Source organism: Clostridium sp. CTA-6, from assembly GCF_054768115.1.
This window is the reverse complement of the sequence record NZ_BAAAAU010000001.1, coordinates 621409-647071: the sequence shown is the minus strand read 5'-3', so window position 1 is coordinate 647071 and position 25663 is coordinate 621409. Positions and strand designations below refer to the sequence as shown.

Genomic DNA, 25663 nt, shown 5'->3' with positions numbered 1-25663 from the left:
AAAATTTATATTAATATGAAATTTTATAGAATATTTATTTAAAGAAGTCATTGTTTTTCAATGGCTTCTTTTTTTATAACTTTTTTATTTTTCACAATTATTAAAATTTTTCTTTTGCTATGGGAAATTTTGTGTTATTATATGTTATGGATGGATAATATATTATATTTTTAATATATATGGAAAAAAAGTATGTTTAAGGGGGATATTTTGATTCTGGTGTTTAAAACTATTGTGCATTATCTTGAAAAAGATGGAGGCATATGGTTTTTCAAATACACATGTAATATTAATTTTTTAAGGGGGAATAAAAAATGGAAAACACAAGTAAAAGACCTTTTGGGTTTTATGTATGCTCACTTGCGTTTACTATGGAAAGATTTTCATTTTATTCAGCAAAATGGTTGATTGCCATGTTTGTATCTCATTCAATAATACAAGGAGGTCTTGGTCTTACTCCTGCAGATGCCGCAAAAATGTCTGCTAACTTAATTGCATGGACATATTTTGCACCACTTATTGGATCAGTTATATCTGACCGTAAAATAGGTGCTAGATACCTTATTCCAACGGGAATGATGATAATGGGAGCAGGCTACTTAGTAGGATGGAAGGCTACAAGTGCTGGTATGGTTAATGCAATGATTATATTAGTTGCAATTGGTACAGGTTTATTTAAATCACAATTAAGTGGTATTACAGGTAGACTTTTTGACAATCAAAAGGATTTGGACAGTGCATTTTCTACACAATATTCTTTTGTTAATATTGGTTCTTTTATTGGAACAACAGTTTTAGGACTAATTGGAGAATCTATAGGATACTCATTTTGTTTTTTAATTTGTGCAATTGTTATGTTTATTAATACTGCTTGGTTTGTATTTGGATGGAAGTTCTTAGGGGATGCAGGTAAAAAACCATTTAAAATTGATGAACATAAAGAAGTAAAAGAAACAAAACAAGAAGAAAATAAACCTCTTACAACAATAGAAAAGAAAAGAGTTGGAGCTATTATATTAATATCTTTCTTCTCTATAATTTTCTGGATATTCTGGCAACTAGCATATATGCCTGTATATTTCTACTGGGCTGGAGATAATGGACTAGCTAATTGGATGATAGGTAGCTTTAAGGTTCCAACAGCGTGGTTTGATTCATTAAATGCATTATGCTGTATTGTATTAGGACCAATCCTTGGTAAGGTATGGGAAAAATTAGCTAAAAGACCTCAAGGTGATATGAGTATGTTTAAGAAAACTGCTTTAGGTATGTTGCTTCTAGGTTTATCTTATGTAATATTTGCAATGGCAGATGTTTTAAGAGGAGACAATCTTCTACCTCTTGCTTGGCTTGTTGTATTTGGGATTGTATTAGCTCTTGGTGAAATGGTATTCTCACCACTTGGAAACTCATTTATAAGTAAATTCTCTCCAGGTAAATTATTAACAGGTATGATGAGTGTTTGGGTGTTTGCTAGTTTTATTGCAGGCCAATCCTATGGATATGTATATGAATTTACACTAAAATTTAAATTTGCACCAACATATTTTGTAATAGCAGCAATTGCTATTGTATGTGGTATTATTCTTTGGGCATTAGATGGAAAATTGAATAGTTTAGTTATAGATGAGAAAGTTGTAGAAGATAATTCTGTAAGTTTAAATTAAAATTCAAAAATCCACTTGCATACTTTACAATTGTAGATATTACTATTGTAAATGGTATAATTTTTTAATAATTATATAATAAATTAAATAGTTCATTTGTAAAAGATTAAGAAAAATAAAATATTAAAGAGAAGAAGTCATTGTTTATAATGGCTTCTTTTTTGATCTATGGACATAAGTATTTTGGAAGGTTTATTAGTTATATATGCAGTACAATTTAAAGTTTAGTTTAAAAGTTCTCACATGGTGGGATGTTTTGCTTTGATAATAATGAATTATAAGGTAATCTATTTCTAATTAATTTCCTCATAAGTGAATTAATGTATATATTTGTATTGAAAATGCCAAATCCATGTTATATAATTATAACATAAGTTATAATTATATAACATGGAGGGATAGTATGAATAAAGTAATGAATTTAAAGACAAAGGATTTTTTTGAAAACGGATGTTGTGGCATACTATGGATTCTAGTTGGAATTGCAGAACTGCTTAAATTTAATGCTAGTGCCATTAGTACAGCTGTTTCTGCGATTTTAATACTTGATACTGTTTTCATGATAATTCCACAGCTTTTTAAAGCAGAAATAGAGGATGAAATGGCAGAATATAATAAAAAAAGAGCATCTTCTAATGCATTTATTATTATATATACATGCATTTTGTTTGCTACAGTATTCGGTGTTGGTTCAGGAGGATTGATAGTAGATTTAGAATTAATATTACCCTTTTTAGTAGGTACAATGAGTCTTCTAAGATTTGGATTTTTCCTTTTTTATGAGAAAGTCGGTGACTAATAATATGCCACGATTAAAAACAAAAATTCATGAACTTCGTAAAGAGCATAACATGAAGCAGGAAGAGCTAGCAAAGTTAGTAGGAGTAAGAAGAGAGACTATAGGGCATTTAGAAAATGAAAAATATAATCCATCATTAAAATTAGCTATGGATATAGCTAAAGTATTTGGAAAATCAGTAGAGGAAGTATTTCAATTTGTGGATTAAGATGAAGTTTAAAAATAAAAAAAACAATAAGCTAAGGTACTAGAAATATTAATTTAATGCCTTAGCTTATTTATTTTGTGTAAATAAATTCACTTATAGTTTTGGACAACTTTATTACAGAATTATTTATAAACTAGATAAATCATTTGATATAGGCTTATAATTTAATAGAAAATAAATTAAATTATATTTTCACTTATATTTTATGGAGGAAAGTTATGATGATAAGAGAAAATTTAAAAATAAAAAACATACCTGCAATTTTATGGGGTAATAAATCAGATAAGTTATTTATAGCTGTGCATGGGAATATGTCAAATAAGGAAGATGAAATAATTCTTGCATTTGTAGAAGAGATAACAGCTAAGGGGTATCAAGTGATTAGCTTTGATTTGCCTGAACATGGTGAACGTAAATATAAAAATTATCCCTGTAAGGTACAAAACTGTGTCAAAGATCTTAATATAATTATGGATTATGCAAAAACATTATCAAATAATATAAGTTTATTTGCTTGTAGTATGGGGGCATACTTTAGTTTATTAGCATATAGCCATAAATTCTTAAAGCAAAGTTTATTTCTTTCCCCTGTAGTAAATATGGAAGCTATTATAAATAATATGATGACTTGTTTTGGTGTAAGTGAAGATAGATTAAAAGAAGAAAAAGAAATTTCTACACCTATTGGGCAAAAACTTTACTGGGATTATTATTGCTATGTAAAAGAGCATCCTGTTATTACTTGGAATACTAAAACTTCAATTCTTTATGGAGCAGAAGATGATTTATGTGAGTTTGAAGTAATATCTGCATTTGCAAAAAGATTTAACTGTGATTTGGAAACAATGAATAAAGCAGGACATTATTTTCATACAGAAAAGCAAATTAGCTTCTTTAAAAACTGGTTAAGAACACAGATTTATATTAAATGAAGATAATATACTAATAGCTAAATAATTAAAATCAAAAATTAGAAAGTTATTATATATATGTAATGATAATCAAAAAAGAACTAAAGTAGTGCTTTCAATAATAAACGTTATTTAGGAAAAACTGCCCACTGTTATATAAACAGGGGGCAGTTTAGGTCTAGCAATACGTATATCTAGTTATTTTTTAACATATTAATTTTAAAATTCATATGGATATTTACATAAAATTCTTGACAAACCTAATTTCTGGCAGATTCCATGTTTACACAAAATTTTTCACAGATTCTAAAATTTAGTTTCTTTATTTTTTTAATAAAGAATTCAATTTTAACTTATTTATAATTTCTATGCTTAAGTATTATTGATTATAGGATATATTAAAAAATCCCTTTGTATCTTTCCCAATTACATGTATGAATAACTTACCATCATAATTTACCTTGATTTTTTTAGCATCTTCTTTATTTGTTGCTGCATTAGCTAGGATTTTTTCATTTTCATCCTTTATTTGTATTTTTAAATTCCCATTTTCTACTTTAGAATTAAATTTAAATGAAAGTTCAGCACCCTTAGAAACATATAAAGATTTTATTTGAGTACCATTAAATTTTTTATAAGAAACTTTATATTCATTTCCAGAACTATTATCTGACCACATAATTTTTTCACCATTCTCTTTTTCTATTGAATAATTACTTGGCTCATGCTTTTTATGAACATTTAATGAAAGTGGACTAGATTCTTTGTTTAATTTTGAAGATAAAATAGTCAAAAAACATCCTATAAATAAAACTATAATTACTCCCGTTACAATTGCTATTTTTTGCTTAGATTTGATTTTACCGTTAATAATATCACAACCTTTTCCCTAATATAATATTTAAATATTATAAATTAATAGTAATACACATTATGGTTCATTTTTAATAATATATCCTTATTATAATATTATTTGGGAAATTATTCAAATATATTACATATTATGCTTTTAGGATTATACTGGGTATAGTTTATATTTTTATGTATTCATTATATGAATTTAAAATAGAAATGTATGTTTAATTTTATGACAATTAGAAACTGCAGTTTCATTTCCCATGGCATATTAAATCATCTCCTGGTAATATTATATTCATTGTTAACATAAGATTGAAAAAATAACTATAACAGTAAGACAATTATGTATTATAATAATGTTTAGGAGAATGTTCTCCATATTTATACAAGAGGAGGAACAAGAATGGCAGATATTAAATTTGAAATAAAAGATAAACTAGGAGTTATTTCAGAATCACCAAAGGGCTGGACAAAAGAGCTTAATCTTATTAGTTGGAATGGAAAACAGGCTAAATATGATTTAAGGGATTGGGCACCAGAACATGAAAAAATGGGGAAAGGAATTACTTTATCCATTGAGGAATTAAAGAGTTTAAAAGAAATATTAAATAATTTAGAATTGTAAAAATTGGTATAAATATTGTATCATTATATTATTATATTGTTAGAAATATAATGATTACTTACAATTATGAAGATAATAAGTGAAAAATATAAAATTATATATTAAAAATAAAGTATCTTAAAACATATTAAATTTTGAGATACTTTATTTTATTGTAGATGTTTTAGTAAATTAATCATAATATTCTAAATGTTAGATAAGTTTTATTGATTTTATCTACATAAATAGTATACTATTTATGTAGATAAATGCATATTATTTGAAAGGAATTGGGCTAATATGAGTAAATATGTAAAAAATAGAAAAATAAGAAGTTTAATAGCAGATTTATTCCTATTATTAGTTGCATTAATGTGGGGTGGTGGATTTGTTGCAGTTAAAGATGCATTAGATAGTATTACTCCTTATTATATGATGACTATTAGATTTATTTGTGCAGGATTACTTTTAGGATTAATCTTTTTTAAACAAATGATAAAAATAACTAAAAAAGACATTGTAAATGGAGTTATTATTGGTATTTTTTTATTTGGAGGTTTTGCTGTTCAAACCATTGGACTTCAATATACTACTGCTGGTAAACAGGCTTTTTTAACTGCAGTATATGTTGTTATTATTCCTTTTTTCGCTTGGTTTGTAGATAAAACCAAGCCAGATTGTTATACTATAGTATCAACGGTATTGGCTCTTATAGGAATAGGGTTATTGACTATTACTAAAGGTTTTGAATTTAACATTAATATAGGAGATACTCTTACATTAATAGGAGCTGTTTTATTTGCTGCCCATATTGTTGCTGTAGGTCATTTTGCAAAAAAATCAGATCCCATTATACTTTCAGTAATTCAAATGATATTTGCAGGCATACTATCTTTTATATGTGCTCTTATATTTGAGCCTAAATTTACAGGAGTTAGCAAAGGTGCCTTTAGTGCTATTTTTTATCTAGTGTTTTTTAGCACTATGTTAGCATTTTTTATTCAAAATATAGCTCAAAGATATACTCATCCTAATCATGTAGGAATAATTCTTTGTTTAGAATCTGTATTTGGGGCTATTTTGGCAGTTATATTTTTAAATGATGTTTTCACTGTAAATATGATTATAGGATGCGCTATTATATTTATTGCTATAATTACTTCTGAAACAAAACTAAGCTTTTTAAAAAGTAAATCAAATAAAAATGAAAATTCTAAGGATGTAAACATAGATTAATTTAAATTTACATATTAGTGGAAGGGTAGTTACTGGTAGTATTATTACATCAAAGTATTTAAAATGGATTATGATTTATGCTTTAGATCATCAGCTACATTTTAAAGAATAACTAAAGAATCCTATATGAATTTATAATTTTTATTATATTTAGCTTAATTTTTTATTTGAAAATTTAAGTAAAATTTTATGATTAGGTATTTTATTACATGGTATAATTATTTTAGGATTATATATAAGTTAAATAGGAGGTTCAACATGGAAAAACAACAATACGTTTGTCCTAAATGCGGAAATAGAGGATATGAGTCAGATCAATTTCAGGCAACAGGAGGAAATTTCGCGAAATTATTTGATGTACAAAATAAAAAATTTACAACTATTAGTTGTAAAAGATGCGGCTATACAGAATTGTACAAATCACAAACTTCAGCTGGATGGAATGTTTTAGATTTTCTTATAGGTAATTAGTCTATTAGGTATATTATTTTGATAGATGTTATTATCTTTAATATAATATCTATTTTTAATATAACAAGTAAGCAAAACAATATTTACCATAATACCATATTAGAGTCATATGCTCCTCTTAAGATAGGTAGATTACAAAATAAAAATCTTCTATTAGAAAGGGGAGTATTTTTGTATTCAAAAGAACTAAACATACAGTTGAAAAAAATATGAAATCTTAAAGGATTATGGGGATGAGAACTATATAGGAAATTATCATTAAGTTTAAGATTGGTATAACAAGAGAGAGAGACAAAACTTAATAAATACAAAATTTAATAAATACAAAAGACTTTTTCTTTTATGATTTAACTTATACATTTTCTCTCTCTTGTTATAAATAGTATAAATAAAAATAAGAAAATTATACTTTAAAATAAGTATTTAATTAAATAATATGAATTTAAGTTTAACAGATTTAACATTTTAATCATAATGGATTATACTGCATATATATAGTGTAAGTATAAAATGTTGTTACAAGGGGGTTATAATACTTAGCACAGGATATATGAGTGGGAGTTGATTTTGTGAAGTTTAATTTCATAGATAAAGAAAATTGGAGTAGAAAACCTTATTTTGATTACTATATGAATAATATTAAATGTACTTATAGCATGACTGCTAATATTGAAATTACAGATTTACTTATGCAAGTAAAAAGAAATAATATAAAATTATATCCTATCCTAATTTATATGACCTCAAAAATAGTAAACAACCATGAAGAATTACGTACTTCCTTTGATAAAGAAAGAAACTTAGGTTATTGGGAAAGTATGAGTCCTTCCTTTACTATATTTCATAAGGATGATGAGACCTTTAGCAACATTTGGACAGAGTATTCTGATGACTTTAAAACATTTTATAATAGTTGTCTTCAGGATATAGAAAAATACAGTAATGTAAAAAAGCTTTTTGCAAAAGAAAATCAGCCTAAAAATACCTTCCCTGTTTCTTGTGTTCCTTGGTTTAGTTTTACAGGAGCTAATCTTAATGTTTATTCAGATGGAGAATATCCATATCTTTTGCCTATAATCACTTATGGTAAATATTTTGCACAGAGTGCTAAAGCCTTAATACCTATTTCTCTGCAGATGCATCATGCAGTTTGTGATGGTTATCATGTAACTAGATTTTTAAATGAATTGCAAGCTATGGCACATAATTTTAAAGAGTGGCTAATAATTAAATAAGCAGAAAAACAAGGGAATGGCTCATGAAAATTTATTATAGACTAAAGATGAAGTTGTTTCAAAATAGCTTTAATTTTGAAACCGTAAATATAAATAATACATTCATAAAACAATTCATTTTGCTAAGTAGTTCTAAATTTGACTCCATTAAAAATTTTTTACCCAGTAAAAGAGGCAACCTCCTCTGGCTTCACTACTGGCTCCTCACGTCCTGTGAGGAATTAAATTTTTAATTACGTCAAATTAAGAACTACTAAAGCTCATTTATATGTTTATTACATGTATTATTTATATTTACTATATTAAAATTAAAGCTATTTTTATTTTGAGATACCCTTATATCATTTTAAAAGCACTATGGATTAATAATTTTTAGATGATAGGGCTTTTTTTATAGATTTAGTTATTAAATAGGCGATTATTCCACAAGTTAAATAAATTAAATTATAAATAAAGGCAGATTCATTCATATAAACAAACATTAATATTATAAAATCTAATATGGACACTCCAAAGGATAAAAATATGTTTGTATGGCTTATAGCACATAGTATTCCTTGGATTATAAATAATATAGGAAATAAAAGAATTAATGAAATAATAAATATACCTTTAAAATCTATACCATTGAAATTAAGCATATTTTGAAATGAAATTATGGTTATTATGGTCATAAGCAATGCAGGAAATGTTATAGTAATTATTTTTCTCTTTTCCATTATACTAAATCCTTTCTTTGAAATATATATAATCTCACTAGAGTATATCTTATATATGTCAATTATATCATTAAGTCCTATACATGTATTTAATTAAATGAATATTATAGCGAAATATATAAACAGAGTTCTTGGCTTCAGAGAGAGTTTTTACTTCCTGTGAAGCTTAGAAATCGTTATCCAGGGACGTATCCGCTCTTTACTGCCACTTTGAAGAAGATGGGAGTATTAAAGCGGGTAGTCATCGGATAAAATTTTTAATAGTGTATGGGTTCACTTTAGTTTATAGAATAAATGGAATATAATTCTACTTAGATATGTTTGAAAGTAGGAGGCGTTGATTTTATGAAGGTACCATATGTTATGACACCAGGACCTACTATGGTAAGAGAGAATGTTAGAATGGCAAGGGCTATGGAAACGACAAATCCAGATTTAGATTTACAATTTTATGATTATTATAAAGAGACCTGTGAAAAAATAGGTGAATTTTTAAAAACTAAAAATGAAGTAAGAATATTAAGTGGAGAAGGTATATTAGGATTGGAAGCAGCTTGTGCTTCATTAACAGAAAAAGATGACAGAATTCTTGTAATTGACAATGGAATTTTTGGCGAAGGTTTTGCAGATTTTGTAGAAATCTATGGAGGAGAAGTAGTATTTTTTAAAGGAGATAGAAGAAGGGATATAGATATAGAAAAGTTGAAAGAATTTCTAGATAAGGATAGTAACTTTAAATATGCTACTGTTGTACACTGTGATACTCCCTCAGGAGTTATTAATGATATATCAAAGATATGTCCAATGCTTAAAGAAAAAGGCATAATAACTGTAGTAGATTCTGTATCTGCTATGGGTGGACAGGAACTAAAGGTGGATGCATGGAAAATAGATATGGTCCTTGGAGGATCTCAAAAGTGTATGTCAGCCCCGCCAGGACTTTCATTCCTTAGTATGAGTAAAGATGCTTTTAAAGTTATGGAAGAAAGAAAAACACCTATAGCATCTTATTATTGCAATCTTCTTGTATGGAAGGATTATTATAAAAATAAATGGTTTCCATATACTCCACCGATAAGTGATATAGTTGGACTAAGGGCAGCGGTGGATAATATTTTAGAGGACAAAGATATTGTATCAAGACACAATAATATAGCAAAGGCTTGTAGAGAGGCTATAGTAGAAAGTGGGCTTAAGCTCTATTTAAAGCAAGGTTATTCCAATACTGTCACTGTTATAGAACTACCTAAAGAAGTAGAGGATAAAGTTTTAAGAACATATATGCAGGATAAATATAATGTAATCATAGCAGGTTCCTTTGGGTATCTTCAAGGTAAGGTTATAAGAATAGGTCATATGGGTGAAAATGCTAATATAGATAAGATGGACTATACACTATTTGCACTTCAAAACAGCCTAGAGTATTTAGGGTATAAACTAAAAGGGAGTCTTACAGAGGCATTTTTGCAGAAAATCATGGAGTAGGAATTATAGAAATATAATTAAATATTTTTCACATCAATTAATAGAAAATTATTATTTTTACTATTATATTAATCATAATTCATTTTGTACAAGGGTTAAAAAGCTAAAGGTAAACAAATAAAAGCGCTTATCTCAAAATAAATTTAATTTTAATATAAAAAATACACTTAATAAACATAGAAATAAGTTTGTTAGGTGTTTTTTTATTTTCTAGAGATAAAATTAAAGCTATTTTTACATACCATTTTTGCTTTTTTTGAATAAATCTGCACTTGACATGTATAAATATTCATTGTATAATTTTTAAAATTAACATATACAAACAAAAACAGGATAGATATATACATATAATTTTAGGGAAGTGGGGTGTTTATTTGGAGAAATGTAATCTAAAGTATGGGGATGAATATAAAAATATACTGTTTAAACCTAGTCATAATGTGGACATTCTAGACAAAAATTTATTGTCACAAAAAAAAGAAGAGGAAGTTATAAAAAGGGCTCTTTTAAATCCTATAGCATCTAGAAAAATAAATGAAATTGTTATTCCAGAAGATAAGCTTTGCATTGTGATATCTGATGTAACAAGACTATGGCAAAAACCTAGGGTTTTTTTACCTATACTTATTGAAGAAATAAAAAAAAGTGGTATAAAAGATGAAAATATAATTTTCTTATGTGCTTTAGGTTCCCATAGAAAACAAAGTAAAGAGGAACATATAAAGATTTTAGGGGAGAACTTATATAAAAGATTTAAAATTATAGATCATTATTCTAAAACTAAAGATGAAATGGTGTATATAGGTGAGACCTCTTTTAAAACTCCGGTAGTTGTTAATAAACTAGTAAAGGAATGTACTAAAGTAATTATTACAGGTGGAATAACTTTTCATGATATGGCAGGATTCGGAGGGGGAAGAAAATCTATTTTACCTGGTGTAAGTTCCTATGAAACCATAATGGCAAATCATGCATTAGTTTTAAACCCTGATAAAAATGGCATAAATCCTAATTGTAGCTGTGGAAATCTAGAAAATAATCCTATGCATTTAGATATGATGGAGGCCTGTGATATGATAAAGCCTTCATTTTTGTTAAATGTAATAATGGATTCTAAGGGTAATATTACTGAAGCTGTTGCAGGAGATTATGCAAAAGCCTTTGAAAGAGGCTGTGAACTTTTGCAAGAAAACAATGGTTTAAAAATTAAAGAACTAAAGGATGCAGTAATTGTTTCTGCTGGCGGATTTCCAAAGGACATTAACCTGTATCAATCATCTAAAGCATTAAGTAATGCAAAGGAAGCAGTTAAAAAAGGTGGAAAAATAATTCTTTTTACACAGTGCATAGAGGGCATAGGAAATAAAGAAGTAGAAGAAATCATAAATAACTTTAATAACAATGAAGAAAGAGAGCAGGAATTAAGAAGAAAGTTTACTGTTTCAAAGTTTGCGGCTTACTTAATATGCAGTATTGCAAAGGAATATGAGCTTATTCTTATATCTGATATAAAAGAAGAACTAGTTAGTAAAGCAGGTATTAGGGTATTTAGAGATGAGAGTATGATAGATGAAATTTTAGAGGAAAATGAAGAAATATATGTGATGCCAGATGGTAGTAGTTTATTACCTTTATATTCTAATAGGCAAAAATAGTTGAAAGAATTTATACAAATATAAATCATAATAAAAAATCTATATGCATAATTATACAGAAAATAATAAATAAGGAGTGAATAGAAATGAGTAAAAAAATATTAGGTAAATTAGGGGCAATTATAATTTCGTTAACTATGGTAATATCATTAGTTGCCTGTGGAAAGAACACTGCAAGTAATGAAGGAAAATCAAAGGTAGATAAAATAAAAGAAAGTGGAAAATTAGTTATTGGTACCTGTGCAGATTATCCACCCTATGAGTTTCATAAAACTATAAATGGAAAAGATGAAATAGTAGGATTTGATATTACAATAGCAAAAGAAATAGCAAAGGATTTAGGCGTAAAATTAGAGATTAAAGATATGAAGTTTGATGGATTATTAGCAGCCCTACAATCAGGAAATGTTGATATGGTTATTGCGGGAATGAATCCAACAGAGGATAGAAAAAAGAGTGTGGATTTTTCAAAGGTATATTACCAAGCTATACAAAGCGTAGTGGTTAGAGCAGAGGATAAAGATAAATTTAAATCCATAGAGGATTTTAAAGGTAAGAAAATTGGAGTACAAAAGGGTACAACACAAGAGGAAGTAGCAAAGAGAGAAATGACAAATTCAGAAATTAAATCTTTAGGTAAAGTTACTGATTTAGTATTAGAATTACAGAACAAAAAAGTTGATGGTTTAGTACTTGAAAACCCAGTAGCGGTTTCTTATGCTAGCAATGGTAAAGATTTAGCAGTTTCAAATGTTAAATTTGAAAATAAAGATAAGGGTGCATCTGTAGCCGTTAAAAAAGGTAACAAGGAATTAGTAGATGCTATAGATAAAACTTTAGATAAACTTATTAAAGAAAAGAGCATTGACAAATTTGTTACAGATGCCAATAAACAAGTAGAATAATACACTTAAAACATAAAGGATAATGAATTATCATTATCTTTTATGATTTTATTATAAGGGGGGAGTAATTTGGATTTTTCGTTTTTAAGTAAATATTATTCATTTTTTATAAATGGTGCAAAATACACTATTATATTAGCATTTTTCACTGTAGTAATAGGAACTATTCTAGGGTTATTATTATCCTTAATGAAATTATCTAAAAATAAAGTATTAAAATATATAGCTGTATCTTATATTGAATTTATAAGGGGAACTCCGGTTTTAGTGCAATTATATATAATATATTATGGATTGCCAACTATAGGTATAAACTTTCCAGAGGTTCCTATTTTGGGAAGTAATTTTCCAGACTTTTTCGCTGGGATATTAGCATTATCTATTAATAGTGGAGCCTATGTGGCAGAAATAATAAGAGCTGGAATCCAAGCAGTAGATAAGGGACAAATGGAAGCTGCAAGAAGTTTAGGAATGTCAGAATCTATGGCAATGAAAAATGTTATAATACCTCAAGCCTTTAAAAACATTTTACCAGCCTTAGGAAATGAGTTTATTACAATAATTAAAGAATCATCTATAGTATCTATAATAGGAATACATGAACTTATGTATAATGCAGATACTGTTAGAGGAAATATTTTTAAACCCTTTGAACCTTTACTTGTAGCTGCAGTAATGTATTTTATAATGACTTTTACATTGTCAAAATTACTTGGAGTAGCTGAAAGGAGGATGAGAGTAAGTGATAGAAATTAAGAATTTAAATAAAAGTTTTGGTAAGAATCATATATTAAAGGGGATAAATACTCATATAGATAAGGGTCAAGTTGTGGTAGTTATAGGACCTAGTGGCTCAGGTAAAAGTACATTTTTAAGATGTTTAAATTTACTTGAATGTCCGGAAGAGGGAGCTATTATATTTGAAGGTGAAGATATTACAAGTAAAAAAACAAATATTAATAAGGTAAGAGAAAAAATGGGTATGGTTTTTCAGCAATTTAATCTTTTCCCACATAAGACTGTTTTGGAAAACATAACTATATCTCCAATAAAGGTAAAAAAACTTTCACAGGAACAGGCTAATGAAATTGCTATAAAACTTCTAAAAAAAATAGGACTAGAGGATAAGGCAAGTTTTTATCCTTCTCAGCTTTCTGGGGGACAAAAACAGAGAATAGCCATAGCAAGAGCCTTAGCTATGGAACCGGACGTGATGCTTTTTGATGAACCTACTTCAGCCTTAGATCCAGAAATGGTAGGGGAAGTTTTAAATGTAATGAAAGATTTGGCTCTAGAGGGTATGACTATGGTGGTAGTTACTCATGAAATGGGTTTTGCAAAAGAAGTTGGAGATAGAGTCATGTTTATGGATGAAGGGAAAATACTAGAAGAAGGCACACCGGAGGATATATTTAACAATGCTAAAAATTCAAGGACAAAGGACTTTCTAAGTAAAATAATTTAGTCTAGGAAAGGAGTATGTTATGAAAAATAAATTTTTAGCCTATAAGTATAAAGAAAATGAAAATAATTTAATGTCAGAAACCGCTAATTTAAAAAAGAAGTTTGAAGATATAATTGATTTAAGCTTAGGAGATCCAGATATAATAACGGATAAATCTATTATACAGACTGCTTTTAAGGATACAAAAAAGGGATATACTAGATATTCAGATCCAACAGGGGATAAAGAATTAATAGAGGGAATTATTAATTTTTATAAAAAAGATCGTAATATAACTTTTAAAGAAAATGAAATTATGGCAGTGGTAGGAGCTTGTCATGGTATGTATTTAGCTCTGCAATCCATTATAAACCCTGGTGAGGAAGTAATAGTACATTCTCCTTATTTTACTCCATACAAGGAACAAATAGAGATGGTAGGTGGGAAATTTATTGAATTTGAAACCCTAGAGGATGATGAGTTTAATATAAACCCTAAAAAATTAGAAAAATTAATAAACAGTAAAACAAAAGCTATAGTATTAAATTCCCCTAATAATCCTACTGGTGCATTTTTCCCTAAGGAATTGTTAAAAGAAATAGCTAAAATAGCCATAGAAAATGATTTAGTTATAATATCCGATGAGGTTTATGATGGATTTACTTATTGGGAGGATTTTTGCTCCATAGCTTCCCTAGATGGGATGAAAGAGAGAACCATAACTTTAGGTAGTTTTTCAAAGGATTTCTGTATGACTGGGTGGAGAATTGGTTATGTAGCTGCTCCAGATTATATAATTAATACTATGAAAAACATTAATGAAGGTATATGTTTTTCTGCTCCTACAATTTCTCAAAGAGCTGCCATATATGCTTTAAAAAATAGAGATAATATTGTATATAAAATAAAAAAAGAATTTAAAGAAAGAATGGAATATGCCTATAATAGGATAGAATCCATAGCAAAACTAAGTGCTTTTAAACCTAAAGCAGGCATATATATATTTGTAAATATAAAGGAAACAGGTAAAAGCTCTGAAGAATTTTGTGATGATTTATTAAATAAAGCTCATATAGTAGCAATACCAGGAAAGGCCTTTGGTAAGTATGGAGAAGGATACATAAGAATTGCTTGTACAGTAGGTTTAGAAGAATTAGAGCAAGCTTTTGATAGAATTGAAAAAATACTATAAACAGATTTCTTGGCTTCAGAGGAAGTATTTACTCCCACTAAAGCTTAGGAAATGGTTATCCAGGGACGTACCCGCTCTTTATTCTCACTTTGAAGAAAAGCAGAGAGTCCAAATCGTCGATTTGGTGCGAATCGCTTTCACAGAGTGCGATGGGAGTATTAGAGCGGGTAGTTATAGGATAAATAAAAAAGACATCCGCAAATGAAGTGTAACCAAAAGTTAGAGGTAAATCTAATATTTTAAGGTGCACTTCAAAAGGGGTTGTCTTGTTCTGTTATAAAGAAGGTTATAAACTTATTATGTTGGCTAAAGGTATTTTAAATATACTAAATTTAAGTTTAATAAAAAAGATTGTTTATAAAATTTTTAAATCTATGTTTTTAAGTTTTATTGATTTATCTTCAATAACATTGTATTAGAATGTAATTTTTTATATTAATTTCATAAGGGTTAAGACATCTTATCTCCCAAATTTGTCCCAATTATTCCAAGTATAATCATAAATGAACCAATTATATGAAAGTATTGTAATTTTTCTCCCAGAAATACTACTCCTGCCATCATAGTTATTAAGGTGGAGAGATTATTAAATACACTCATTTTAGAAGCTTCTATTTTAGATAGAGAGTAGTTTAATAAAAAGGATGTAACAAGAGAAGATAATATTCCTAAATAAAATATTGAAACTATAAATAATGGATTGGTAAAGGGTTTAAAGTAAAGATTAAGAGTACCATTTAAGCTATGATTAATAATAGACACAATATTAAAAAACACAAATCCTATACAAATTACTGTATAAGTTAGGGATATAGGTTTATATTGTCCTGACATTTTTCTTGCTAGTACGTTGTTACCAGAAGAGGAAAGGGCAGATAACAGAATAAGAACTATACCTATAAATATATTACTTTTTAAATTTACTCCCTTCATAAAAAATATATACACTACTCCTGCTACAGATAATAGAATTGATAGTTTCTGTAATATACTAGGACGCTCCTTTAAAAATATTATTGAAAATATCATTGTAAAAATAGGAATAGTTGCTTGGATAATTCCTGCTTCAGAAGAAGCAATATAAACTAGTCCAAAAATCTGAAAACCAAAGAACATAATTGGATAAAATAATGATAGAGGCAGAATAGAAAGAATATCTTTTTTAGTTATATCTAATTTTATCCATCCTAATAAAACAGATACAAAAGCAAATATAAAGGATATAGTAAAACGATGAGCTAGTGTATCTAAAGGATCTGCAAAAGTTAAGCTTATTTTTGAAAATAAAAATGAGAAACCTATTATAATAGAATATAAGATAGCGGAAACATAGGCCTTTTTTTTATGTGAAAATTTCATGGTATACATTCCTCCTAAGTTTATATCTTGCTATAAGTTTTAAATTTTACTCTAGAGTATAATTATATGTTAGTAGATTACTAGTTGTAGTACAATAAGAATAAAAGCTATCTATACCGGTACAGATTTTATATAGGGGTGGAAATATATGTATAAATATTTAGAAATATTAAATCATGTTGAGAGTTTAATTCAAGAGGGGGAGTATAAAGATGGGGATAAGTTACCCTCTATTCGTGATTTTACTAAGATATATTCCTGCAATAAAAGTACTATTCTAAAAGCTTTAGAGGCATTAGAGAGGCAGCACAGAATATATTCCATACCTAAGAGTGGTTATTATGTTGTAAAGAGAAAAAATCCTACCAATAGCAATAAAGAAATATTATTAGATTTTGCATCCTCTGCTCCAGATCCACAGGTTTTTCCCTATTTAGATTTTCAGCATTGTATTAATGAAGCCATTGATATATATAAGAATGAATTATTTATCTATGGAACACCTAAAGGATTACCTTCATTAATTGATGTAATACAAAAGCATTTAGCAAATTATCAGGTATTTGCTAATAAAGATAATATTTTTATTACCTCTGGAGTTCAGCAGGCCTTGGCTATACTAACTACACTAACTTTTCCAAATAAAAAGGAAACTATCTTAATAGAACAACCTAGTTATCATTTATTTATAGATTATTTAGAAACTCATAATGTTCCTGTACTAGGCATTAAAAGAACGGATAAAGGTATTGATTTAAATGAACTTGAGAGATTATTTAAAACGGAAAGTATTAAGTTCTTCTATACTATGCCTAGGTTTCATAATCCTTTAGGTACTTCTTATTCTCAAAGTGAAAAGAAAGCTATTGTAAAGCTAGCTCAAAAATATGATGTATTTATTGTGGAAGATGACTATTTAGCAGATTTAGAAGAAGATCCAAAGGCTGATCCTTTATATGCCTATGGTGATTTTTCTCATGTTATTTATTTAAAGAGTTATTCAAAAATTATATTTCCTGGACTTAGAATAGGAGTTGCGGTTATTCCTAATACCATTTTAGAGGGCTTTGGAAAATATAAAAGACTTATAGATGTAGATAGCTCCATGCTCTCTCAAGGAGCTTTAGAAATTTATATTAAAAGTGGTATGTTTCAGAGACACAAACAAAAGATTAAAGCTTCTTATTCTTTAAGAAGTAAATGCTTAGCTTCAATTTTACGAAAACAATATGAAATTTATAGTGATATTTTTCAGTATAAATCTATTAAAAACCCATGTATTCATACATATATAACCTTGGATGAAAAAATAAATAGAGAAAGACTTATAGATAGATTGAAAAAGAAATCTATTATTGTGGCTACAGAGAGAGGACACTATTTAAGCATATTTCCAAGTGAAAAGATTCTTAAATTAAATGCTACAAATGTAAGAGAAGATTATATTGAGAAAGGAATTTTGGATATAATTCAGGAACTTATAAAAATTTCTTAAATACTCTTATAAAATTAAGTCCATAAGTTATGAGGTCTATATTTATTACTATTATAGAGATAAAATAAAATGCATCTTTAGTAAAATATTTGATTATGAAATTTTAATATTATGATTTCCATAAATGTAGTTACAAAGATATAGTGTAAATAGAAGCCCATCTACTATAATAATGTATTCATAATAGCTTTATGTTTTATATTTAAACAATAGGAACTGCTAAAGCAGTTCCTATTAGTTATATGTTTTATATGTTTATTTACCTGGATTTATAAACATTTGAGTCCAATAGGATGTTCCATTAGAACTCTTAGCTAATCCAACACCTATTTCAGTGAAAGATTTGCTTAATATGTTAGCTCTATGTCCTGGTGAATTCATCCATCCATCTACAACTGCTTTAGCTGTAGGGTATCCAGAAGCTATGTTTTCACCTGCTGCAGAGTATTTTATCCCGAATTTTTTCATCATATCAAATGGTGATCCATAAGTTGGTGATGTATGTGAAAAATAGTTTTTATCAATCATATCTTGAGATTTAAGTCTTGCTACATTTGAAAGCTCTGCATTAGCTTTAAGTGCTGGTAAACCAGCCTTTGCTCTTTCTGCATTAACAAGAGTAACTACTTCTTTTTCTAATGCTGCTACACTTGAATCAGGTTTAGTTGCACTAGGTTTAGTAGCTGTAGTAGTTGGTTTAGATTGAGAAGTTGTGTTTGCAGTATTATTTGTATTACTGCTAGTTGGTTTAGATTGAGAAGTTGTGTCCGCAGTATTATTTGTATTACTGCTAGTTGGTTTAGATTGAGAAACTGTGTTCACATTATTATTTGTATTATTTTTTGTGTTTTTGCAGTCAGTATTACCCTTATAAGTCTTTATTACTTTTATGCCGTAGTTAGACTGAGTTTGTGCACAATTAGTAGTAATTTTGCTCAAATTTACTGGGTATTTAGATGCAGCAGATACTAATTGTATATTAGACATTGCTATAAATGCAGTAAGCACTGAAGTAGCCATAAGTTTTCTTATGGAAGATTTATTCATTGTAACACCTACCTTAAAATATTTTTTTAAAGATTCACATTTTAAATTTATTTAAAATTTTTGTGAAAATTTATATTTCACATTATACGTTACATATAGGGGCATGTCCAAGGTAATGTTGTGGAAAAACATCAAACTTATTCCATTTACTATTTCATCACTTTAAGCTTTTAGGGTGTTGATTTAGAATATAATGAGTGTAAAAACTAAGTGCTTTTACATATAAAAATAAGCTGTCTTTTTTATTTCAAAAGAGGGATGGTTTATGAAAATATATTATAAAGATAATAAATTTTCATGAATCGTCCCCTTATATAAAGAGTAAAAATAAAGAGTATCTCACTTTAAAGTGAGATACTCCTATTTTACATTTAATTGTTTAAATTTTAAAAGATTTTATTTTAAAAGATTTATTATAAGATCATTAATCCTCTTTAGAATTTGTTAAAACTCTTCTAGGGATTTTTAATTTAATTTCTTTTTCTATGGTATCTAAAGTAGCTTCATCTTTTGGTGCTACAAATAGGAATGTATATCCTTTTTCACCAGCTCTTCCAGTTCTGCCTATACGGTGTATATAGCTTTCAGCATTTTCTGGAATATCATAGTTAAAAACATGAGTAACTCCAGTAATATCAAGTCCTCTAGCCGCTACATCTGTAGCTATTAAATATTGAATTTCTAGATTTTTAAAGGAACGCATTATTCTTTCACGTTTTGGTTGAGTTATACTACCATGAAGTTTTTCACAGTTATAACCCTTTTTATAAAGGTCTTCCTCAAGATTATCAACTCTTCTTTTGGTTCTACAAAATATAATAGCCATAAATGGATTTTCTTCATCTAAAATTTTACACAAGTCCTCTTGTTTTCTTCGGTCAGTGGTTTCTATTAAAACTTGTTTGATATTTTTAAGGGTTACTTCTTCTTTTTCTATTATTACTAGTTTTGGGTCACGCATGTTTTTATAGGCTAGTTTTTTAACTTCAGAATTCATTGTTGCCGAAAAACATAGAGTCTGACGCTTTCTTGGTGTATTATCTATGATAGATCGAACTTCATTTTTAAATCCCATAAGTAACATTTCATCAGCTTCATCTAATACTAATGTTTTTAGATCTTTAAAATTCAGTGTGTTTCTGTTAAGGTGATCTAAAAGTCTACCGGGAGTTGCAATTACCAAATGTATATTATTTTTAAGTTTTTTTATTTGAGATCCTATATCTTTACCACCATAGGCAGCTAAAATATTCAAATCTTTGGCTTTTTTTAACTTCATAGCTTCCTCAGTTATTTGTATAGCAAGTTCCCTTGTAGGGGTTATTATTAAACCTTGAATTGCATTTATATCAGGAGATATATTTTCAAACATTGGAAGTAAAAATGCAAGGGTTTTTCCAGTTCCAGTTTGCGCTTCAGCTATAACATCATTACCGTTTTTTATTAACATAATGCTTTCTTCTTGAATTGGTGTTGGCTCAATGATTCTTTGATTTTTAAGAACATCTATTATACTATCACTAAGACCTAGTTCTTCAAATTTTATCATAATAATTTACCTTTCAATTTTCAAATATATTTTTAGCTTTTTATAAGTTAAATCAGCTAAGTATAACACATTTTTAATATAATAAAAAGAAACATGGGAGAAATCAGCTTAAGTCACTGTTATTCTAATTGATGGTTTATAAAATTTTATTATAAAAATAGCAAATTTTAATGAAGCGTCTCCTTATATTATGGTTAAATGTGATGGGGAATATTTATCATTAAAGTTATGGTAATATTATATAAAGCTTAAATTTAAGATAAGTATTTCATAATAGGACATAATTATAGAAAAAATTTTATTAAAAACAAATAAAAATAAAATATGTCTTCAATTGAAAATTTATAAAGATTAATGATAAAATTAGGTATCAAAAGGATATAGAAAACAAAGAGAGGAGGAGTTACGTTAAAACGAAAGCATTATATTTCTGTGCAAAATAATTTTAAAAGTTTTACGTAACGAATATAAGTGTCTTTAAATAGTATAAAGGGCTCTGTTCAAGAGGTGGCGGAAGCTATAGCCGCAGTTCTTAAGGTGGATGTTACTATAATTGATAAAAATTTTAATAGAATTGCCGCCACCGGTAAGTATAAAAAATTTATAGGAAATAAAATACCAGGAAAATGTTTGTTTGAATTAGTTATAAAAGAGAAAAAAACCAATCATATAAAAAGATATTTAAAAGATAATGAAAAGAAGATAAATCCATCTGTATGTGAAAGCTGTGAGGCGAAGGAGAGATGTACAGAATATGCAACCATAGGTTACCCTATAATTATGGAGAATGAAGTAATAGGAGTAATTGGTATAAATATTTTTAATGAAAAGCAACTTAATATAATATCTGAAGAATTTGATTCTATGATAACATTTTTAAATAGATTAAGTACATTACTTGTAGGAAATATTATTTATTATGATACTATAAAAAAATTACAAATTCAGACTGAAGAAACCAATCATATAATAGATAGTTTAAGCCACGGTATAATGTGTGTAGATAACAATGGAATTTTAAAATATATTAATCATAAGGGAAAAAAACTATTAGATATTAAAGAGAAGTCATTAGTAAACACTAATATTAAAGATACAATATCAAACTTTAATATTAAACTTTTAAGTAAAGAATATAAGGGTAAAAGAATAAGTATCCATGGTAAAAATGAAAGTTTTTTAATTAAAAGTAGTCCCATTATATTCAAAGGTGAAAGGGTAAGTAATATTATAGAATTTAATAAAAAAATTGATGAAGTTCAAGCTGCCTATAAGCTTTTTGCTAGTAGTAAAATTATAAAATTTGAAGATATAATGGGTAGTAGTAATAATATAAAAAATGTAAAGCTGATTGCTAAAAATATTGCTAGAACTGATTCAACTGTGTTATTAAGAGGAGAAAGTGGTACAGGAAAAGAACTTTTTGCAAGAGCTATACATTTTGAAAGCCAAAGGTGTGATGCTCCTTTTATAGCTGTTAATTGTGCTTCTATTCCAGATAATTTATTAGAAAGTGAATTTTTTGGATATGAAGGAGGGGCTTTTTCGGGGGCAAAAAGGGAAGGTCAAATGGGGAAATTTGAACTTGCCAATGGAGGAACTATATTTTTAGATGAAATAGGGGATTTACCTTTGCATCTTCAACCTAAAATATTAAGAGTACTTCAAGAACAAAGTTTTACTAAAATTGGTGGTAAAGAAGAAATATGTGTAGATGTTAGAATAATAGCAGCTACCAATAGAGAACTTGAAACTATGGTTAAACATGGACAATTTAGACAGGATTTATATTATAGATTAAATGTAATACCTATATATTTACCTAGTCTTAAAGATAGAGGGGAAGATATAATATTACTTAGTGAATATCTTATGGATAAATTTTGCGAAAGATCTAATCTAAAGATTAAACAGCTTTCAAAGGAAGTAAAGGATAGTTTTAAAAAGTATTCTTGGGCTGGAAACATAAGAGAACTAGAAAATGTAATAGAATATATAGTAAATACCACAAAGGAAAATATAATATATAATGAACATTTACCAAAATCCTTTAAAATATCTAAAGAAGATGAAAAAAGTAATAAAAGTTTACAGGATAGACTTTATGAGTATGAAAAAAATTTATTAATATCAATGATGGAGGAATATGGTGAAGATGGAAAAGGGAAAGAGAGAATTGCAAAAGAACTAGAGATTAATTTATCCACCCTTTACAGAAAATTAAATAAATATAATTTGCAAAAGTGAGAATATTTTTGCAAGAATGCAAAAAAACTTTAATATCAATATATAATGCCTTGAAATTTATAATTAATAACAGGATTATTTGCAATGATGCAAAAATATAGACTAAAATAATCTGTATATTAAGTAAATAAAAAATAATTAAATACTTAAACCTATTGAAATGTGAGGCTTTATAATGGATTGAGGATAAAATTTAAATTCTTTGGCATCCTTATTGCTACTTATTATAAGTAGTAGAACTTAAAGGGAGTGGGTTAGGATGTTAAGATTATCAAAAGAGGAAATAAGTGAAAGATTATTAGAGCTAATAAAAGATGAAACTAAACCAGCTATAGGATGTACTGAACCTGTGGCAGTAGCTTTTACTGTAGCAACAGGTAAGAAGTATATGCAAGGTAAGATTTTAAAAATAGACTTAAAAGTAAGTAAAAATATATTAAAAAATGGTAAATCCGTTACTATACCAAATACAGAGGTTTGTGGTTTAGATATTGCAGGGGCTCTTGGAGAAATATGTGGAGATTCAGAGGAAGGATTATTTGTTTTTAGGAATGTAAACAATGAATATTTAGATAAAGCAAAAGAAATGATAAAAAATAAAGTTGTAACCCTTAATCCAATTGAGGATACAGATCCTGTTTTTGTAGAGGCTACTTTAAAGGGAGAAAAGGATGAAGTTGTTGCCATTTTAAGAGGAGGACATACTAATATAGAGCAGGTTATTGTAAATGGTAAAATAGCCTTTGAAAAAGATAATAAAAATAAAAAAGATAATAAAGATTGTGATTTTATTAAGGAGCTTTCTTTAAAGGATATAAGACAAATTACAGAGGATATTAGTATAGAAAAATTAGACTTTATAATGGATGGAATAGAGATGAATAAAGAGGCTGCGATGGAAGGGTTAAAAAGACAAAAGGGTTTAACATTAGGATCTTCTCTTTTAAAATTACAAGAGGAAGGAAAAATAGGTAAGGATTCTGCAACCATAGCAAGGATTTTAACTGCTGCAGGCTCTGATCTTAGAATGGGTGGAGGAATGTGCCCTATAATGACCAGTGGTGGAAGTGGTAACCAAGGATTATGTGTAATTTTACCTATTAACGTAGTGGCGGAGGATATAAAAGCTCCTAAGGAAAGACTTCAAAGGGCAGTATTCTTTGGTCACGCCGTTAATAATTTTGTAAAGAAATATACAGGAAAATTATCTGCAATTTGTGGTTGTGCCATAGCAGCAGGTATAGGAGCAACAGCGGGAATTGCTTGGCTTTTAGGGGGAAAAGATAAGGAAATAGAAGGAGCTATATTAAATATGTTAGCAAACCTTACAGGAATGGTATGTGATGGAGCTAAAGGAAGCTGTGCTATTAAACTTTCAACCTCAGCCTCTGAAGCGGTTATATCAGCTTATTTAGCTTTAAATGATATAATTGTACCTAACAATACGGGAATTATAGGAAATACCGTTGAAGATACAATAAACAATCTTGGGATGCTATGTAAAGATGGATTTTATAAAGCAGATGATGTAATGCTTTCTATAGCCTGTAAAGAGGTAATATAGTATATAAGATTTTAAGGTTCAGGTGGAGTTTTCTTAGAAAATTCATTTATTTCATCTGAACTTTATAAATATTTGGAGTGAATAGTTTATACAGAGTGCTGATTTTGTGCGAATATCTTACACAAAATGGGATGTAAGTATTAGCAATAGAAATAATTGGATAATTTTTTAAAAATATTTTTAAATCATCTCTAGAAAGGACAAAATCCGACTGGATAATATTGTAAAATAGGTATAGATAATATTTGAAATTAGTAGAGGTGATTCTTTATGAATTATAATCATATGTCTAAGAATGAATTGATAGAGGAATTAAATAAAAAAGATAAAATAATAAAAAGGATGAAATATATTTTTGGAAGAGATCCTGTTACCTCTGTATATAATAGAAAATTAGGTTTGGAAAAACTTCATAGAGAAATTAAGCTAGCAAAAATTAATAAATGTAACTTAATTATAACCTTTGCGGATGTAAATAATCTTAAATATATAAATGATAACTATGGTCATGATACGGGAGATTATGTATTGGAAACTCTATGTAGTATAATAAAAAACAATATAAGAAAAAGGGATTTTATTTTTAGATATGGAGGGGATGAATTTATAATTGTATTCCTGAAATCTAATATGAATGATGCAAATAAAATATTATCTAGAATTCAAAAGAAAATAGATGAATTGGGGGAAGATTTGGAATATAAAATGGGGTTAAGTTATGGTTTAGTAGAGTATAATAAAAATACGAATAAAACCATGGAAGATTTAATAAAAATAGCGGATTATAGAATGTATGAGAATAAGAGGAAAATTGGATAAGACTTGAAGGGGCTGTCGTATTAGCATAAAAAAATATGTTAACGTGACAGCGTTTTTCGTGTATTTCACAGAAATTTTAATGATATTTTAACCCCAAATAAGCTTAATAATCGAAAAATGACGCACTTTAATAAGCCTTTGATATTAAGGTTTTTTTGACTAGGCAAAAAGCTGTGGCACTAATTTTTTTTAGT

Annotated in this window: 23 protein-coding genes; 18 read left to right on the top strand and 5 right to left on the bottom strand. The window is 27.8% G+C overall.

Annotated features, from left to right (window positions below):
- The first annotated feature begins 314 nt into the window (after positions 1–314).
- The 4 genes from ACYUDJ_RS02810 (at position 315) to ACYUDJ_RS02795 (ending at position 3606) form a co-directional block, all read left to right on the top strand.
- The gene (locus ACYUDJ_RS02810; RefSeq protein ID WP_042384898.1) at positions 315–1667 is read left to right on the top strand and encodes a peptide MFS transporter; all 1353 of its coding nucleotides are present in this window, start codon (positions 315–317) and stop codon (positions 1665–1667) included.
- A gap of 403 nt (positions 1668–2070) precedes the next feature.
- Positions 2071–2466 (top strand): hypothetical protein, encoded by a 396-nt coding sequence (locus ACYUDJ_RS02805; RefSeq protein WP_003485570.1) that lies wholly within the window; start codon positions 2071–2073, stop codon positions 2464–2466.
- A 4-nt stretch (positions 2467–2470) separates the two neighbouring features.
- Complete coding sequence (locus ACYUDJ_RS02800; protein WP_042385521.1) at positions 2471–2674, top strand: helix-turn-helix transcriptional regulator; 204 nt, start codon at positions 2471–2473, stop codon at positions 2672–2674.
- A gap of 221 nt (positions 2675–2895) precedes the next feature.
- A complete protein-coding gene (locus ACYUDJ_RS02795; RefSeq protein WP_003485572.1) occupies positions 2896–3606 on the top strand; it encodes an alpha/beta hydrolase in 711 nt (236 codons plus the stop codon).
- Positions 3607–3964: 358 nt separating this feature from the next.
- On the opposite strand, the gene ACYUDJ_RS02790 is transcribed toward ACYUDJ_RS02795, so the two are convergent.
- Entirely contained in the window at positions 3965–4378 is a 414-nt protein-coding gene (locus ACYUDJ_RS02790; RefSeq protein WP_003485574.1) for a hypothetical protein, read from the bottom strand.
- Positions 4379–4846: 468 nt separating this feature from the next.
- Between ACYUDJ_RS02790 and ACYUDJ_RS02785 the strand changes: the two genes are divergently transcribed.
- The 4 genes from ACYUDJ_RS02785 (at position 4847) to catA (ending at position 7989) form a co-directional block, all read left to right on the top strand.
- Positions 4847–5068: a YdbC family protein gene (locus tag ACYUDJ_RS02785; RefSeq protein ID WP_003485575.1), complete on the top strand. Its 222-nt coding sequence runs from the start codon at positions 4847–4849 to the stop codon at positions 5066–5068.
- A gap of 279 nt (positions 5069–5347) precedes the next feature.
- Positions 5348–6283 (top strand): DMT family transporter, encoded by a 936-nt coding sequence (locus ACYUDJ_RS02780; RefSeq protein ID WP_003485577.1) that lies wholly within the window; start codon positions 5348–5350, stop codon positions 6281–6283.
- A 258-nt stretch (positions 6284–6541) separates the two neighbouring features.
- On the top strand, positions 6542–6754 hold the full coding sequence (locus ACYUDJ_RS02775; RefSeq protein ID WP_003496114.1) for a zinc ribbon domain-containing protein: 213 nt from the start codon (positions 6542–6544) through the stop codon (positions 6752–6754).
- A gap of 569 nt (positions 6755–7323) precedes the next feature.
- A complete protein-coding gene (catA, locus tag ACYUDJ_RS02770) occupies positions 7324–7989 on the top strand; it encodes a type A chloramphenicol O-acetyltransferase (protein WP_042385525.1) in 666 nt (221 codons plus the stop codon).
- Positions 7990–8351: 362 nt separating this feature from the next.
- On the opposite strand, the gene ACYUDJ_RS02765 is transcribed toward catA, so the two are convergent.
- The gene (locus tag ACYUDJ_RS02765; RefSeq protein WP_460289486.1) at positions 8352–8708 is read right to left on the bottom strand and encodes a hypothetical protein; all 357 of its coding nucleotides are present in this window, start codon (positions 8706–8708) and stop codon (positions 8352–8354) included.
- A gap of 345 nt (positions 8709–9053) precedes the next feature.
- Here ACYUDJ_RS02765 and ACYUDJ_RS02760 point away from each other — a divergent pair, with 345 nt between their 5' ends.
- The 6 genes from ACYUDJ_RS02760 (at position 9054) to ACYUDJ_RS02735 (ending at position 15389) form a co-directional block, all read left to right on the top strand.
- A complete protein-coding gene (locus ACYUDJ_RS02760; protein WP_042384902.1) occupies positions 9054–10193 on the top strand; it encodes a pyridoxal-phosphate-dependent aminotransferase family protein in 1140 nt (379 codons plus the stop codon).
- Between the two features lie 374 nt (positions 10194–10567).
- Positions 10568–11848 carry a lactate racemase domain-containing protein gene (locus ACYUDJ_RS02755; RefSeq protein ID WP_042384906.1) on the top strand — a complete coding sequence of 427 codons (1281 nt, stop codon included), beginning with the start codon at positions 10568–10570 and terminating at the stop codon, positions 11846–11848.
- Between the two features lie 86 nt (positions 11849–11934).
- Positions 11935–12753, top strand: coding sequence for an ABC transporter substrate-binding protein (locus ACYUDJ_RS02750; protein ID WP_003485591.1), 819 nt, complete (start codon positions 11935–11937; stop codon positions 12751–12753).
- Between the two features lie 69 nt (positions 12754–12822).
- Positions 12823–13509 carry an amino acid ABC transporter permease gene (locus tag ACYUDJ_RS02745; RefSeq protein WP_042384908.1) on the top strand — a complete coding sequence of 229 codons (687 nt, stop codon included), beginning with the start codon at positions 12823–12825 and terminating at the stop codon, positions 13507–13509.
- On the top strand, positions 13496–14218 hold the full coding sequence (locus ACYUDJ_RS02740) for an amino acid ABC transporter ATP-binding protein (protein ID WP_003485596.1): 723 nt from the start codon (positions 13496–13498) through the stop codon (positions 14216–14218). Before ACYUDJ_RS02745 ends, ACYUDJ_RS02740 begins: the two co-directional genes overlap by 14 nt.
- A gap of 19 nt (positions 14219–14237) precedes the next feature.
- Positions 14238–15389: a pyridoxal phosphate-dependent aminotransferase gene (locus ACYUDJ_RS02735; RefSeq protein WP_003485597.1), complete on the top strand. Its 1152-nt coding sequence runs from the start codon at positions 14238–14240 to the stop codon at positions 15387–15389.
- A gap of 450 nt (positions 15390–15839) precedes the next feature.
- On the opposite strand, the gene ACYUDJ_RS02730 is transcribed toward ACYUDJ_RS02735, so the two are convergent.
- Entirely contained in the window at positions 15840–16748 is a 909-nt protein-coding gene (locus tag ACYUDJ_RS02730; protein WP_003485602.1) for a DMT family transporter, read from the bottom strand.
- 148 nt (positions 16749–16896) lie between these two features.
- On the opposite strand from ACYUDJ_RS02730, the gene ACYUDJ_RS02725 reads away from it, so the two are divergent.
- Complete coding sequence (locus ACYUDJ_RS02725; RefSeq protein WP_043031971.1) at positions 16897–18243, top strand: aminotransferase-like domain-containing protein; 1347 nt, start codon at positions 16897–16899, stop codon at positions 18241–18243.
- A gap of 255 nt (positions 18244–18498) precedes the next feature.
- Here ACYUDJ_RS02725 and ACYUDJ_RS02720 read toward each other — a convergent pair whose 3' ends face one another.
- A complete protein-coding gene (locus ACYUDJ_RS02720; RefSeq protein ID WP_003485607.1) occupies positions 18499–19290 on the bottom strand; it encodes a CAP domain-containing protein in 792 nt (263 codons plus the stop codon).
- A gap of 424 nt (positions 19291–19714) precedes the next feature.
- Positions 19715–20839 carry a DEAD/DEAH box helicase gene (locus ACYUDJ_RS02715; protein ID WP_003485610.1) on the bottom strand — a complete coding sequence of 375 codons (1125 nt, stop codon included), beginning with the start codon at positions 20837–20839 and terminating at the stop codon, positions 19715–19717.
- 471 nt (positions 20840–21310) lie between these two features.
- Here ACYUDJ_RS02715 and ACYUDJ_RS02710 point away from each other — a divergent pair, with 471 nt between their 5' ends.
- The 3 genes from ACYUDJ_RS02710 to ACYUDJ_RS02700 all read left to right on the top strand — a co-directional run bounded on the left by ACYUDJ_RS02710 (position 21311) and on the right by ACYUDJ_RS02700 (position 25469).
- Entirely contained in the window at positions 21311–23086 is a 1776-nt protein-coding gene (locus ACYUDJ_RS02710) for a sigma-54 interaction domain-containing protein (protein WP_003485612.1), read from the top strand.
- 259 nt (positions 23087–23345) lie between these two features.
- The gene (locus tag ACYUDJ_RS02705; protein WP_003485614.1) at positions 23346–24650 is read left to right on the top strand and encodes an L-cysteine desulfidase family protein; all 1305 of its coding nucleotides are present in this window, start codon (positions 23346–23348) and stop codon (positions 24648–24650) included.
- A 270-nt stretch (positions 24651–24920) separates the two neighbouring features.
- A complete protein-coding gene (locus ACYUDJ_RS02700; protein WP_003485617.1) occupies positions 24921–25469 on the top strand; it encodes a GGDEF domain-containing protein in 549 nt (182 codons plus the stop codon).
- The last annotated feature ends 194 nt before the right edge of the window (positions 25470–25663 follow it).